Below are 14766 nucleotides of genomic sequence, written 5' to 3'. Positions count from 1 at the left end.
AATTATGAAGAAGCCTGTTGGTCATAATAGCAGGCCTCATCGAGAGCACCCTCACTGCGTGCCACCACAACGGACACCATCGCATCACCCGTGACATTAACCGCAGTGCGAATCATATCTAACAAGCGATCGACGCCGATAATCAAAGCAATGCCTTCGACCGGCAGGCCAACTTGCTGCAAAACAAGGGCGAGAGTTACCAAGCCAACCCCAGGCACACCCGCAGTACCAATAGAAGCTAATGTCGCCGTGACAATAACCATGACGAAATTGCCGATGGTGAGCTCTAAACCAAAAGCTTGAGAAATAAAGACGGTCGCAACGCCCTGCATAATGGCCGTACCGTCCATATTAATGGTGGCCCCCATCGGTAAAGCAAACGATGCTACTCTTTTTTGCACACCTAAGCCTTCCTCAACGGTTTTCATCGTCACAGGCAAGGTCGCATTACTCGACGCGGTACTGAAGGCGAACAATTGCACGTGACTCATTTTGGCGAGAAAGACAAAGGGAGAAAGCCCAGTAAAGACGCGTAAAATAAGCGGATAAACGATCAAACCATGAATCAGCAACACAGCAATCACGGTCAGCATATAGACTGCGAGATCGCTAATAGCGCCCAAACCTTGTTTGGCAAACAATACAAACAGCAAACTGAATACGCCGTATGGTGCGAACTTCATCAGTAGTGAAATCAAGGTCATTAAAATTTCATTCCAGTCGTTAAACTGGTGACCTATGCGCTCGCCTGCAACCCCGCTACGACCAATCGCCAAACCAATAAGTAATGCAAAAACAATGACTTGCAACATGTTGCCATCAACCATCGCCTTAAACGGATTGGTTGGGAATATATTCACTAATACATCCAGCAGAGGCATGGCGGCAGGCGGCGAGAAGGTTGTCTCGGTAACCAAGTCGATGCCCTTACCCGGGCCAACTAGCGTCGCCATCGTCAGAGCAATGGTAATTGCAATTGCCGTCGTCGCCAGATACAGGAGAATAGTTTTAAGGCTCAGCCAGCCAAGCGTGCTCTGATCTCGCAAATGGCAAACACCACAGACGAGCGATACAAAAACCAAAGGGACAACCAATAACTTTAAACTAGCAACGAAGATCTTACCCGCGAGTGCAAAAACACCGCCTAATAAAACATCATCTAGAACGTAGCGCAGAGGCTCATAGAGGTTGGGCATCGCCAGCAATTGCTGGGCTAGCCCACCAAGGAGTATCGCCGCGACCATCGCCAGCAGAATCTGCTTTGTGAGTGTCATCGCGCGATCTCCTAGGGGGTAGAATGAATTTACTTACTCGGCTTCAGGTATTTACTAATACCTTGGAACCACATAACAAGCGATAGATCGCCACTAATAACCACATCTTTATCCTGAATGGCTTTCATAAACGCATTCGGGTTTTTCGACGTTAACACTTTCAATCCAACTTCAGCATCACGAAAGGCGATGGTGAATGCTGGCGATTTATGGGCTTTGCTTTTACTACGCACTGTATTGTTGAGTACACGGTACTGACGCACCAAAGCACCATCGGCAGTTTGTAGCTGAAACGCAAAATCCTTACCCTCTAACTGCTGGCGGAAGTCTGGATTTTTCTTAGCAGCCTTCTTCATTAACAGCGCCAGTGCCCAGAGTAACAGGCGAAACTTGATCATGACAAACGATCCTCAGGAGAATTAAGGGCGTGATTTTGCCAGAACTGGCACGATTTGTAACAGTCCTTCTACACCAATACGGCGCAAATGTTGACGATTACGTTCGGGAATACGTTCTGGATGGCTAACTTGTAGCAGGGCGGCTTCAATATCTGCCTCGCGAATCAAGTGTAGCATCGGGTACGGTGAGCGGTTGCTGTAGTGGCTAGCGTCATTTTCATCTTCACCTTCAAACAAATATTGAGGGTGAAACGTCGCCAATTGAATAAGGCCCTCATACCGCATTTGGGCTAGCAAATTGTCGCAGATAGCCGTCCAATTCCAATATTCATCGAAATCAGCAAAAACATTCGGCATAACAAAAAGAGCTGTCGGCAGCTCTGCAGGATCAGCTTCCGCAACTCGTTGCAGTAAATCCATAAAAGCACTGGTAACGTCACCAGCATCGGAGGAATCGCAAACTTCAATTAGAAGGGAATCGAAAACGGGACGGGCAAAGGGGCATAGCCCCTCGCCAATCACCAAGCGACTGACCCACTCACGGGTCAGCCCTTGGGGAGTATTCGTGCTTATTGCACGATCTCCTTCAAACCTTTACCAGGCTTGAACGCAGGCACTTTAGCAGCCGCAATCGTGATAGGAGCACCAGTCTGAGGGTTTTTACCCTGACGCTCTGCACGGTTACGAACTTCAAATGTACCAAAACCAATCAAGGTAACAGAATCGCCTTCGCCTAATGCTTTAGCAATTTGATCGGTCACAGCATTCAGTACTTCAGCCGCTTTTTCTTTAGTTAGATCCGCTTTTTCAGCGATGGCAGCTGCCAGTTCTGGTTTACGCATAATGCTTTTCCTTAATCTATTTTTTATTCATCCCGCAGGACTACGAAACAGTCGAAGCTTACGGCATGATTGCCGGAAGTTCTTTGTTGAGTGCTACTTTATTCATTACCTTGGCTCCGGTCAAAGCGTAACCCAGTAAATCTCCCGCTTCGTTGCGGAATTCAGCCTGAACATCGGCACCTTCTCGCTCAATAATCCAACGACCTGCGCTGTCTGGCGCTGCCGGAGAGACCACCACAGGGACTACTGGAGTTTTTACGGTTACCGGCATCACACCGTAGCTTACTTCCGTCGGCGTCCCCGTTAAGGTCTTCGCCAACGCACGAGCACTCGCCATCAATGGTAGTACATAAAGCAATACACGACCTTCAACTTCAGCACAGTCACCAAGGGTGTAAACATCAGGTTCACTGGTTTGCAGTAAACGGTCGGCAACAATACCGTGGTTTACTTGAATACCCGCTTTAACGGCTAAATCTAAACGCGGACGCAAGCCAATAGCAGAAACAACCGCATCAGCGGCAACGTTAGTACCATTGCTTAACTGAGCAACGACACCGTCGCCATCGCGATTAATACGAGTAACCAGCGGGCCTAAATGGAATTTAACACCCAGACCTTCCAGACCTTCCTGCACAGCGTGAGCGGCTTCCGTAGGCAGTAACGTTGGCAAGATGTGCTCACATGGTGCAACCACTTCGACCTCAAAACCACCGTTAACCATATCATTGGCAAATTCGCAGCCAATCAAGCCTGCGCCCATAACCAAGACACGCTTCTTACCATCAACAATCGCACGGAAGCTGGCATAATCTTCCAAATCATTGATAGAGAAAACACGATCAGCACCGTCGCCTTCCATGCGAGGACGAATGGCTTCAGCTCCCCACGCCAATACCAATTTGCTGTAGCTGATCGGTTCTTCACCAACAAATACCTTATGATTGGCGGTGTCGATTTTAGTCACACTGGTGTGAGTACGAATCACGATATTCAGTTGTGCAGCCATATCGGCAGCACTGCCCATCGCTAACTCGTCTGCGCTTTTATTTTTGCCAAAACCGGTAGAAAGCATCGGCTTTGAGTAATTACGCCCGTCATCCGCAGTGATCATGATGATCTCTTGCTCAGGTGCCAACTTACGCAGCTCTTTGACGAGGTTATATCCCGCCAATCCGGTGCCAATTACTACGAATGGGGCTGTGCTATTGCTCATAATTTCTTCCGATTTTGTTTCTCAGGGAGGCGTTAAAGTGCGGCTAAAACGCGGAGAAAGTGGCCGCAGAACGCAACCACTCATCGATCATTCTTAGATTTCAACCATCTCAAAATCTTCTTTACCTACACCACAATCTGGGCAGATAAAATCAGCAGGAACGTCTTCCCAGCGCGTGCCTGGTGCGATTCCTTCTTCTGGAGCGCCTTCAACTTCGTCGTAAATCCAGCCACAAACAACACATTGCCACTTTTTCATACAGGGGACCTATAAGGTAACTATCAATAAAGGCGGTAAAACTACTCATGACGGACAATAAAATCAACGGTCTTTTCAGGGCACAGAACAATGAGACAGGCCCTTTCGTTCGGTCAATTGGCATTTAAAGACCTCTATTCAATCATCACACGACTGTAATAACACCCAGTTATCGCTAGAATGGCGAACCTTAAGTGACACTTATTTACCCCAGCACAGCCGATGACGCGTATCCTAGTAATTGGCCTTAATGCTGCGTTTTTTAGGAATTATCTTGATTAATAAAACCGCCATCACCCAAAAACTCGACCACGCATGGCCATCTTGGCGCGTTTGGATCGCCATCACTCGCCTCGACAAACCAATAGGCTCTTATCTGTTGTTATGGCCCACGCTCTGGGCTCTGTGGGTCGCGGCAGAAGGTGTAGCCGACATCAGTAACATCATCATCTTCGTTATCGGCGTCTTCCTCATGCGTTCAGCGGGTTGTGTGATCAATGATATTGCCGACCGTAAAGTGGATGGCCATGTAGAGCGCACCAAAGACAGGCCTCTTGCCACCGGGATGCTATCAACGAAACATGCCGTTATCGGTTTTGTAGTACTTTGCGCTTTAGCTTTTGGGCTCGTGCTATTCACCAATACATTAACGATTTATTTATCATTTGCGGGGGCGGCATTAGCAGCCATTTATCCCTTCATGAAACGCCATACGCATCTCCCACAGGTGTTCTTAGGCGCAGCATTTTCTTGGGCGATTCCGATGGCATTTGCCGCCCAGGCCGATGCTTTACCGCCGGTGGTCTGGCTGCTGTATGTCGCCAATTTAGTCTGGACAGTGGCTTACGATACTCTCTATGCCATGGTCGACCGCGATTGCGATATAAAAATTGGAGTGAAATCCACCGCCATCTTATTTGGCGAGCTTGATCTCTTTATGATCGGACTGCTGCAAGTGCTAAACCTCATGTGCTTATGGCTAGCCGCCGGTCAACTAGCCCTTAGCTGGGCTTTTTATCTAGCGCTTGCACTGGGTGCGCTATTTTTGGCTTGGCAGTTATGGAATGTACGCAGTCGCTCACGTGAAGATTGCTTTACAGAATTCCGCCGCAGCCACTGGTTTGGTCTCATTATTTGGTTAGGCTTAGTGGGACATTACGCCCTCGAAAGCTGATTTATGCTTTAACAAGTCAACTTTTTGTATTGTTTTTTACCGTTTTTGACCACCAAACCTTATTAATTAAGAATCGTTTGATCACTGTCACATCCCTGTAACATTGACTGAGTGTAATAAGCCTGCAACAACTCATAAGAATCTGGCGTGACCATGACTATGACAACAGCAGGCAAGACGGTTCTAATCGTCGATGATGAAGCACCCATTCGCGAGATGATCGCGGTGGCTCTGGAAATGGCGGGCTATCAATGCCTAGAAGCATCCAATGTACAGGATGCGCACTCGATGGTGGTTGATCACCGTCCTGATATGATTTTGCTCGACTGGATGCTGCCCGGCACCAGTGGGGTTGAATTTGCACGTCGGTTGAAACGCGATGAAAATACGGCGGATCTACCAATCATTATGCTCACTGCAAAAAGTGAAGAAGACAATAAGGTTCAGGGATTAGAAACTGGTGCGGATGACTACATCACCAAGCCCTTCTCTCCGCGTGAACTGGTTGCTCGTCTAAAAGCAGTACTGCGTCGTGCAACACCGCAAGGGGTTGAAGAAGCAATTGAAGTAAGCGGACTGATCCTCGATCCAGTTTGCCATCGCGTTATGTCGTTCAGTAAACCCATTGAAGTGGGTCCGACTGAGTATCGCCTACTGCAATTTTTTATGACCCACCAGGAACGTGCTTATTCACGCGCGCAACTGCTTGATCAGGTGTGGGGCGGCAACGTATATGTGGAAGAACGCACCGTTGATGTTCACATTCGTCGCCTACGCAAAGCACTGGGCGAAGCGCACGAACACCTGATCCAAACCGTGCGTGGCACGGGTTATCGTTTCTCCACCAAGGCGTCTTAATGCTATGACGCTTGCATGGCGCAGGGAACTGCGCCTGATTTTCCTGTGCCTTTTTGCTGCGGGCGGTATTGGCTACTGGCTGCATCAGCTAGGCTATGCTCTTGCCATTACACTGTTTGTATTTCTTGCTTGGAATATGTGGCAGTCACTGCGTATTGTGCGTTGGTTTCAACAACCTGATATGCAATCTCTACCTGAAAGCATTGGCTTATGGGGGCGTATATTCTATGAAACCCGACGCTTACAAAAACGTAGCTTAACCCACCAGCAGCGTCTAAAGAGCATTATCAATCGAATTCAAGACTCAACCGCTGCCTTGCAAGACGCCGTCCTTATGGTGGATCGCCATGGAAATTTGGAATGGTGGAATCAAACCGCAGAGCGATTTTTAGGACTCAAAGCCCCTGTAGACGTCAATCAACCCATTACCAATTTGATTCGTAACCCAGAATTTCACCGCTACTTCACCGACATTGATTACGAAGAGCCACTGACCATTCCATCACCCGCTCGGCGCGGTATGCATCTCGAATTCAATATCACCTTGTTTGGTCGTAATGATCGGTTAATTGTTGTTCACGACGTCACCCGCCTCGTGAATCTAGAACAAATGCGCAAAGACTTCGTTGCTAACGTTAGCCATGAACTGCGCACACCGCTCACGGTACTCAGCGGCTACATTGAAACAATGGATATGCAAGCTGACATGCTGCCACCGCGTTGGGGCAGAATGCTGTCGCAGATGTCGCAGCAAAGCCAACGCATGGAGCACCTAATTCGCGACTTATTAACCCTATCGCGTCTTGAAACGGCACAACACGAACCGCCAAAACTAGTCGCTATACCGGGATTATTGAGCAGTATTATCAATGACGCGAAAGCGGTTAGTAGCGAGCGCGGACACCAGATAACACTATCGATTGAAACTGAGTACAGCCCGCTCGGCTATCACGATGAATTACGCAGTGCCTTCTCTAACCTCGTTGTGAATGCGGTAAAATATACGCCAGACAATGGCCATGTTGATGTTCGCTGGTATGAGCAAGACGGCTTTGTCTGTTTAGCCGTCATTGATGACGGTATGGGCATCGCCGACCACCATATCCCACGATTGACCGAACGTTTTTATCGTGCAGATCCAAGTCGTAACCAAGCAACAGGGGGGACTGGTCTAGGGCTAGCCATCGTAAAACATGTATTACTGCGCCACGATGGTGACTTAGTAATCAAGAGTCAGGTTGGAAAAGGCAGTACATTTTGCGCGCGCATCCCATTACATCGTTGCCGTTTAGCAACAAGCGAATGCAATGCCAGCGCCGCGACCTCGGCGCTTTAACGAACTCGAGCTATAAAACGCGATAGGGTAGCTAACTTTTCTTCATCGTCATCCACATAGCGAATAATCATCTGAATCGTTTCTGCATCGGGATGCGGTTCTTGCGCTTGCATCATGCGCACGTAACCATTGATTCGCGCAACATCGCCGGATTCTTGATCCACTATATCGAGTACTGCAGGCTCAAGTAATGCAGGTAGACTCCCGTCTCGGCGAAAGACACCAATTAATTCTTGCAAGTTAATGTCTTTGATAACGAGTTTCGCCTGCCCCCCCGACCCGAAACGAACACTGGCAACGCCCCGAGCTTTTACTGCGGGCTTGGCTGGCGCTTCTTGAGCTGCGGGTGCTGCACCTCCCATCAATAACGATGCGGCATCATTCCCCCCTTGTGCTTTAGGTGCTGCCGCCGCTCCCCCCATCAGCACAGAAGCACCGCCGAGGTCCGCTGCGGGCTTAGTCACCGGCGCACTACCGCCAGTTAACAAACTCGCGGAATCATTGGTCGATGATTGCGGCTTAGCACCGCCAGGACGAATTTTATGGTGTTTGAATACTAACTTGGATAGTTTCGCCACGAAGTTATCGCGCGTGAACGGCTTGCCGATATATTCGGACACCCCAGCCTGAACAGCCTTAATGACGTGATCGCGCTCACCACGGCTGGTGATCATCATAAAAGGCACACTTTTATAACGCTCATCAGCACGCATCCATTGGAGCACTTCAATGCCCGAAACTTCCGGCATTTCCCAATCACAGAGCACCAAGTTGATATTGGCGCCGTTCATAATGCTAATCGCTTTGCGTCCGTCAATCGCCTCATGAATACCGGCAGCAGGATACGTATCCCGCACCGCTTTTTTCACTAAGTCACGGATGAAGGCCGCATCATCAACGATCAGAATGTTTAGTTGAGCCATCACTCAGCCTATGCATAACAGTATCTGTTTTAGCATAGTCAACATTATCATTCTTGCCTGATTGGAATGGTAGGCGCTCAATTCGCATCAAGGTTGCGCCAATCACTGCCGCCGGCATAACAAACCAATTCACTACTGGAATCGTCAACAGTAATGACACCAAAGCACCAAAGCCAATAACGGTTAAAGTGTCAGTCGCCATCACTTCGCGGACTTCTTTAAACGGCCGCGCATGGTTATCAAACGAATAGTCCGCGTATTGCAAGGCCATCATCCAAGCACCGAACCAAAACCATAGAAACGGGGCGCCAAGTTGCAATACGGGAATAAATCCCATCACGAAGATGAGTAAATAACGAGGCAGATAGTAAACAACCTTGGTCAGTTCTCGCCCCAGCGTCCGTATGATCATACTCACGATAGACTCATCGGGGATGCTGCCCCCCATGCGTTTCTCAACCTGCTCACTAAGCAGTCCGTTTAAAGGACCAGCAATGATGGTCAGCACCGCACTAAAAGAGTAAGCAATCGCTAAGACAAGAAAGATAACGGCTAAGGGCATGAGCACCCAGTACAAAAAACTTAACCAGCTAGGAAGCCATTCCGTCAGAGCGCCTATTTGCTCGTCCACGAAACGCACTCCCCACACGCTGGCAAATCCCATGACGATGGCATTTAGCAACAAAGGGAACGCCACGTAGCGCCGTAGACCCGGCGCTCGCATCATTTCAAAGCCGCGCCATAAATACGCCCAGCCTAATAAGGGGTTGCCTCGCATTATTCCTCCGTGCATATCAAAAAATGCTTTTATACAATGCTGATCCCTTTATGGCCAACATGAGGTCATGACCATAAACTGGAGAGCACCACGTTATGACGCCCGAACGCTTAGAACGCATACAAACAACACTCAATAAGCGCCAACCGGATCTAACCGTTATCACCGACGAAGTGTACAAGCCGCACAACTTATCTGCGATCGCTCGTACCTGTGATGCCGTCGGTATCCCAGAAATTCACTGCGTCTGGCCAACAGATGCCTACCGCTTGAAATCCTCATCAACCGCAGGGTCATCGGACTGGATTAAAGTAAATACCCACGATTCGATTGCCGCCGGAATCAACAGCTTAAAAGATCGGGGCATGAAAGTCGTGGCTGCTCACCTTACGGATAGAGCAATAGACTATCGCGAATACGATTTCACTCAGCCAACCGCCTTGCTCATGGGTACAGAGCAAGAAGGCGTGAGTGATATTGCATCAGAGATGGCTGATGAACACATTGTCATTCCGATGCAAGGTATGGTGCGCTCGTTCAATGTCTCGGTTGCGGCGGCGATTATTCTGAATGAAGCACAAAATCAGCGGCAAAAAGCTGGAATGTATGATCAACGTCGCTTACCTGATGACGTGTATCAAACGCTATTATTTGAATGGTCACAGCCGAGCATATTACACCTGTGTAGAAAGCATGACCTGCCGTATCCCAAGCTACGGGAAGACGGCGAGTTGTTGGATCCCCAAGGATTTTCTGAACAAGTCAACGCGTCGCACCGAGCGAAAAAATTACGCCGTAGCAATGCCATCGCAGCGGCAAAAAATAGAAGCTAAAAGTGAAAGTTCGGACAATTAATTGGCAAATGAAAAGTTTCGTAACGAATTGTGAAAACGCAGGGATCAGGATGTGCGACTTAAACCGACAGACTTGTGCGAGATATCTCACAAAGAAGTAAGAAATTGTTACTAGATCAGCCAATTTATCGCCCTTACTGGTCTAGGAAAAGTTTTATACCATTGATTTTAAAGGTTTTTTAAAAAACATGTAGTTGCAACCATATCCAGACTTGGGAAATACGCCCTATGCAGTCGACGCTCTTTTGCTATCTTTACTTCCGCAGGACGCAATCACCGACAGGAGTTGGTTGTCAGGAGACGCTAGGAACTTGGACACGGATGTCTAACAGGATAGTGAATTAGGATGATCGCTTTGCCGGGATGGCAGTCAGGACGACAACAAGGAAGACAGGGAAGATACTGCTAGGATGGCAGATAAGGATAGCAGTGACGGATCACAGTTAAGGACGATTTCTTCGCTAGGATGGCGACAGGGACAGGAGTTAGCTAGGAAGGCTAGGGTGCTGCGGCAGTTAGGACAGGATGTCCTAACTGCCCTATTTCGTTCTGGGCCACTCAAAATAACTAATGACTAAGTTAACGTCCTTTCTGATGTCGCTCAGCCAGAATTCCAACCAATAAAAACCCTCCGACGACAATCGCTAAATACTCACCTGCGGATAGCGTCTGTAAATAGCTTTTCAAAATAGGCGTGAGCCAAACCGACAAAGCGCCATAGCCAAACGTGCAGAGTGCAATAAAAACCCCAACCCTAGCCCAGATTGGCTGGCCTTTAACTAAACGGCGTACGGCATCATTAATGTGATCACCAAAAATCACTAACAAGGTCGCAACCATTGCTAGGGCGATATCTGCGGTGTGGGGACGAATCAAGTTAGCTAACGATACGAGCAACGACATATAGGCTCCTTAATGCTTCGTCAGGAGCTTAGTCAAGACATTGCAAAGGTTCCAGCAGGGTTACAAAAGACAACCCTACTGTTACGCACTCTGGTGGTTTTGTGTAATCACTGTGCCATAGTTAGAACAAGCTGTTTACGGAAGCCCCAAGATGCCGTCCAAATCTCTCCCTGTCCTACCGCATAGCCTAGGTCAGTTGCTACTCAACCGTGGCCTGATTACCGCTAATGAGCTTGATACCGCCTTGCGATTACAGCAAGAGAAAAACTGCCAACTTGGGCAAGCCCTAATCGCCATTAGAGCGATTGACAACAAAACATTGAAACGTGCGCTAAAACGACAACAGTGGTTACGCCCATGCGCCGCCTGCTTTGCCTTCATGGCACCTATTTCAAGCACATTCGCCGCCGATCCTGATCATTCCCCAGAGGTTGATAACTGGTACAGCAGCATAGCCGAACAGCAGCACTATCCAACCTATATAAATGATGTCTACATGCCAGAAAGCACGTTAGAACGAGCCATTTGGACTGCATGGGAAGTATATAAAGGTGAACCCGAGCGTGGTGAAATTCGATATGGCTTAAGTCGCAACGAAGAAGTACATAATAGTTACAGCTTGCAGCTGAATGTGTACTTCTAAATTCAAGGCAAAAAAAAGCCCACTTCAAAGAAGTGGGCTTTTTAAACTGGTGCCGGCACCAAGAGTCGAACTCGGGACCTACTGATTACAAGTCAGTTGCTCTACCGACTGAGCTATACCGGCTAAGTGGGCGTGGATATTACGGATGAATTGAAAACCCGTCAAGACTTTTTTCGTTATAAATCAAAGATTTTTCAAAATAATCTGCACTAGCTTCATTTCATAAAAATGTCACAATACCCGCCGCAATAATGCCATACACTGAGGCCCGCTGATGAGTGGTGGATATATTCTCGTTGTCGACGACGAACCCGCTATCTGCGATCTGATCTGTACCAGCTTAGAAATGGCGGGATTTAAGTCTCGCCGTTCCGCAAACGGTATGCTGGCGCATCAGATGATCGTAAATGACCGTCCTGATTTAGTCTTACTGGACTGGATGATGCCCATGCTATCTGGCATTGAATTAACGCAACGCTTAAAACGTGATCCTCGTACCCAGGATTTACCGGTTATTTTGCTGACGGCTCGCAGCGACGAAGATGATCGCGTACGAGGTTTAGACGCTGGTGCCGACGACTACATCGTTAAACCTTTCTCTCCCCGCGAAATGATTGCACGTATTCGTTCCGTTCTGCGACGTGCTGGTATTAATGATACCGAGCAGGCGCTCACCGCCGCGCAGCTAGTGCTCATACCCGCCGAACAGAAATGCCAAGTCAATAAGCAAGATGTCCCTCTAGGCCCGCTCGAATTCCGCCTGTTAGAATACTTTATGCGTCACCCCAACCGTGTGCACTCGCGTGCGCAATTACTCGATCGAGTATGGGGCGGCAACGTCTATATTGATGACCGCACCGTTGATGTTCACATTCGACGTTTGCGCAAGGCCATGTCCATCGATGGCCATGAACACTTAATCCAGACGGTCCGAGGTGCGGGTTACCGTTTTGCACCGACCGCCGATCTGAACGAGGGCTAGCGTTTGCATCAAAGTGCATGGCAAAAAGAACTCTTTCGAGTAGGTGCCTTAGTCAGTACGGGCTTAGCTGCAGGCTGGTCTGTTGGCTATCCAACCGTGGGGTTGCTCACTGGCTTAACAGTTTCCCAACTGGTCAGCTTACACGCTGCCCAAGCACTCTATCGTTGGAGCTACCGCTTAGGGCCTCCACCACAAGATAGTGGTTATGTTGGCTACAGCGTTGATAAGCTGCTACGACGCGAAAAACAGTTGCGCGCGCGACTGGCCAAACAAGCGATGGAATTACAGCGCTACAACCAAGGTATCGAGTCACTGCAAGACGGTGTTCTTATTCTTGATCAAGAAGGTTTCATCACCACCATTAACGGCGCTGCGATCCGCTTATTAAGCTTGCGCAAGGACGACGCAGGGCAGCACGTTAAGAACCTAATTCGTCACCCATTATTTGTGCGCTATTTCGATCAGGGAGACTTTCGTGAAGCCTTGCAATTCGACATGCGCAAATTCAGTCTGCAATTACAAATCACAGAATTTGGTTACGAGCAAAAGGTCATGCTGGTACGCGACGTGACCGAGCGTAAACGCGTCGAATCCATGCGCCAGAACTTCATCGCCGACGTATCGCACGAATTGAGAACGCCGCTGACGGTACTTAATGGCTACTTAGAAATGATGAGCGATATGGAACTGCCCAGCTCCATGAACAAAGCCATTTATCAAATGGACAGTCAAAGTAAGCGCATGACCATGCTGGTAAATGATCTTATTGAATTATCAAAACTAGAAAGTGTTAGTAGCGAGCGTAAAGGCGAGTGGTTTAGTTTTACTCAGCTATGCCACGAGGTTATCGATCAGCTACGAGACTTCGCCGAAGGTCATATCATTATGGATGACCGCGCTAAAGCTGAAGTTGAAGGCTTTCCTGATGAGATCCGCTCCATATTAACTAACTTGCTAACCAATGCTCTAAAGTACGGTGGCGGCAAAGATGTGACTTTAAAAATTCACACCTCAATGAAAGGCTTAAAAGTAAGCGTTATAGATCAAGGCGATGGTATTCCCGCCGAGCATATCAATAGAATCACCGAACGCTTTTACCGCGTTGATGAATCACGAGAGTCTGAGATTGGTGGCTCCGGCTTGGGCCTTGCCATTGTTAAACATGCGCTTGAGCACCACGACGCCACATTGCAAATTGATTCAGTCGTAGGTGAAGGCAGTACTTTTAGCTTCGTAATTCCAACCTACCGCGTTCGCTGATATCAGCTCAACATCGATTAAACCAGTATCCTGAGAGCAATAAAAAAGGCGCCTAATTAGGCGCCTTTTCACTTCAGTTAGATCTTAGAATTTATATTCTAAACCACCACCGATGTAAGTCGCGTTAATAGACTCATCATCAGAATCTTCTTGAGTCACATATACGAAGGTTTTAGCGGTTTTCGCTAGCTTATAATCAGCACCAAGGCTGAACGTCGAACCACCTTCTGTTTTAATGTCTGAAAAGCCAAACTGAGCTTTCAAGGCAACTGTGCTATTCATTTTTAACTGTGCAGACGCTAACCAACCGTCTTTAGATTCGCCATCAGTGTCTTGGCTTTCCCACAATGCGCCCAACTGGATTGCATCAACAGTGAACTGACCAACCACGCGGTAAGCATTGATGGTTTCACCTTCAACTTCATTGTCGTAAGCGGCTGCTAAATAGATATCTTCGAGTGTATAAGCAACAGATGCTGACAAACCGTTGTTGGTATCTTCATCTTCAGAGTTGATGTGATCCACGGTAACAACTGCGCCGCCCATATTTGGCGAAGTGTATTGAACGCTATTTGCTTCACGATTTTCACTGTTACTGATGACGTTTTTGATATCGCCACGAAGATCGTTGAACAAATCAATTTTGTTTTGGGTAGCTTTAAACGGCGTATCGAACATACCAACAATCACTTCACCGAACTCGCCTTTAACGCCCGCAAATGTATTACGTTGAGTCAACGTGTTACCACTTTTGCTCTCGGTACCATCATCCGCATTCACTTCGTATTCAACTTGATAGATACCAGTCAAACCATGATCCAATGCGATTTTACCTTTTAAGCCCAAACGTGATGCGTTTGAGTTTAACTGGCTGTAGTTACCCGCATTTTCTGGCTGCACAAACTCTTGGGTCACATTCAACTTGCCATAGAAAGATGGCTTTTCAATCTCAATCGTTTCCGCCTGAGCGATAAAAGGTGCTGCGGCAACAGCCAAAGACAAAGCTAATTTTTTCATTGTGGTAGTTCCATTCTGGTTGTGTAACCGGCGATTATTCGCCCAGTTGG

General features: G+C 48.0%; 17 protein-coding genes and 1 tRNA gene. 7 read left to right on the top strand and 11 right to left on the bottom strand.

Features of this window, described 5'->3' with window-relative positions; genetic code table 11:
- Positions 1–2 precede the first annotated feature (2 nt).
- The 6 genes from TOL_RS00805 to TOL_RS00780 form a co-directional block, all read right to left on the bottom strand.
- Positions 3–1274, bottom strand: a complete 1272-nt coding sequence (locus TOL_RS00805; RefSeq protein WP_015485360.1) for a dicarboxylate/amino acid:cation symporter — start codon at positions 1272–1274, stop codon at positions 3–5.
- A gap of 29 nt (positions 1275–1303) precedes the next feature.
- Positions 1304–1672: an SCP2 sterol-binding domain-containing protein gene (locus tag TOL_RS00800; RefSeq protein ID WP_015485359.1), complete on the bottom strand. Its 369-nt coding sequence runs from the start codon at positions 1670–1672 to the stop codon at positions 1304–1306.
- 21 nt (positions 1673–1693) lie between these two features.
- The gene (locus TOL_RS00795) at positions 1694–2221 is read right to left on the bottom strand and encodes a DUF1415 domain-containing protein (protein WP_225666561.1); all 528 of its coding nucleotides are present in this window, start codon (positions 2219–2221) and stop codon (positions 1694–1696) included.
- 20 nt (positions 2222–2241) lie between these two features.
- Positions 2242–2514, bottom strand: a complete 273-nt coding sequence (locus TOL_RS00790; RefSeq protein WP_015485357.1) for an HU family DNA-binding protein — start codon at positions 2512–2514, stop codon at positions 2242–2244.
- A 58-nt stretch (positions 2515–2572) separates the two neighbouring features.
- Positions 2573–3730, bottom strand: coding sequence for an FAD-dependent oxidoreductase (locus TOL_RS00785; RefSeq protein ID WP_015485356.1), 1158 nt, complete (start codon positions 3728–3730; stop codon positions 2573–2575).
- Between the two features lie 93 nt (positions 3731–3823).
- Complete coding sequence (locus TOL_RS00780; protein ID WP_015485355.1) at positions 3824–3988, bottom strand: rubredoxin; 165 nt, start codon at positions 3986–3988, stop codon at positions 3824–3826.
- Between the two features lie 250 nt (positions 3989–4238).
- Between TOL_RS00780 and ubiA the strand changes: the two genes are divergently transcribed.
- The 3 genes from ubiA (at position 4239) to phoR (TOL_RS00765) (ending at position 7356) form a co-directional block, all read left to right on the top strand.
- Positions 4239–5162: a 4-hydroxybenzoate octaprenyltransferase gene (gene ubiA, locus TOL_RS00775; protein WP_015485353.1), complete on the top strand. Its 924-nt coding sequence runs from the start codon at positions 4239–4241 to the stop codon at positions 5160–5162.
- Between the two features lie 159 nt (positions 5163–5321).
- Complete coding sequence (phoB, locus tag TOL_RS00770) at positions 5322–6020, top strand: phosphate regulon transcriptional regulator PhoB (RefSeq protein ID WP_025264500.1); 699 nt, start codon at positions 5322–5324, stop codon at positions 6018–6020.
- A gap of 4 nt (positions 6021–6024) precedes the next feature.
- Positions 6025–7356: a phosphate regulon sensor histidine kinase PhoR gene (gene phoR / locus TOL_RS00765; protein WP_015485351.1), complete on the top strand. Its 1332-nt coding sequence runs from the start codon at positions 6025–6027 to the stop codon at positions 7354–7356.
- Here the strand turns inward: phoR (TOL_RS00765) and TOL_RS00760 are convergent.
- Complete coding sequence (locus TOL_RS00760) at positions 7353–8279, bottom strand: response regulator (protein WP_015485350.1); 927 nt, start codon at positions 8277–8279, stop codon at positions 7353–7355. The two genes, phoR (TOL_RS00765) and TOL_RS00760, sit on opposite strands and share 4 nt — an antisense overlap.
- Complete coding sequence (gene cysZ / locus TOL_RS00755; protein ID WP_015485349.1) at positions 8251–9057, bottom strand: sulfate transporter CysZ; 807 nt, start codon at positions 9055–9057, stop codon at positions 8251–8253. Before cysZ ends, TOL_RS00760 begins: the two co-directional genes overlap by 29 nt.
- Positions 9058–9152: 95 nt before the next feature.
- Here cysZ and trmH point away from each other — a divergent pair, with 95 nt between their 5' ends.
- Positions 9153–9890 carry a tRNA (guanosine(18)-2'-O)-methyltransferase TrmH gene (trmH, locus tag TOL_RS00750; protein WP_015485348.1) on the top strand — a complete coding sequence of 246 codons (738 nt, stop codon included), beginning with the start codon at positions 9153–9155 and terminating at the stop codon, positions 9888–9890.
- 600 nt (positions 9891–10490) lie between these two features.
- Here trmH and TOL_RS00745 read toward each other — a convergent pair.
- Positions 10491–10814 carry a DUF3392 domain-containing protein gene (locus TOL_RS00745; protein WP_015485347.1) on the bottom strand — a complete coding sequence of 108 codons (324 nt, stop codon included), beginning with the start codon at positions 10812–10814 and terminating at the stop codon, positions 10491–10493.
- 151 nt (positions 10815–10965) lie between these two features.
- Between TOL_RS00745 and TOL_RS00740 the strand changes: the two genes are divergently transcribed.
- The gene (locus tag TOL_RS00740) at positions 10966–11457 is read left to right on the top strand and encodes a cyclic di-GMP-binding domain-containing protein, MshE-related (RefSeq protein ID WP_015485346.1); all 492 of its coding nucleotides are present in this window, start codon (positions 10966–10968) and stop codon (positions 11455–11457) included.
- A gap of 47 nt (positions 11458–11504) precedes the next feature.
- Here TOL_RS00740 and TOL_RS00735 read toward each other — a convergent pair.
- Positions 11505–11580: transfer RNA gene (locus TOL_RS00735), tRNA-Thr, on the bottom strand.
- Positions 11581–11731: 151 nt separating this feature from the next.
- Here TOL_RS00735 and phoB (TOL_RS00730) point away from each other — a divergent pair.
- Positions 11732–12439 (top strand): phosphate regulon transcriptional regulator PhoB, encoded by a 708-nt coding sequence (gene phoB, locus TOL_RS00730; RefSeq protein ID WP_015485345.1) that lies wholly within the window; start codon positions 11732–11734, stop codon positions 12437–12439.
- A gap of 3 nt (positions 12440–12442) precedes the next feature.
- Complete coding sequence (phoR, locus tag TOL_RS00725) at positions 12443–13699, top strand: phosphate regulon sensor histidine kinase PhoR (protein ID WP_015485344.1); 1257 nt, start codon at positions 12443–12445, stop codon at positions 13697–13699.
- An 84-nt stretch (positions 13700–13783) separates the two neighbouring features.
- Here the strand turns inward: phoR (TOL_RS00725) and TOL_RS00720 are convergent, their stop codons facing one another.
- Positions 13784–14716 (bottom strand): porin, encoded by a 933-nt coding sequence (locus TOL_RS00720; protein ID WP_015485343.1) that lies wholly within the window; start codon positions 14714–14716, stop codon positions 13784–13786.
- Positions 14717–14766 lie beyond the last annotated feature (50 nt).

Origin of the sequence: Thalassolituus oleivorans MIL-1 (genome assembly GCF_000355675.1) — a bacterium.
GTDB classification, from domain to species: Bacteria; Pseudomonadota; Gammaproteobacteria; order Pseudomonadales; family Oceanobacteraceae; genus Thalassolituus; species Thalassolituus oleivorans.
This window is presented reverse-complemented; position numbering and strand designations above follow the sequence as displayed.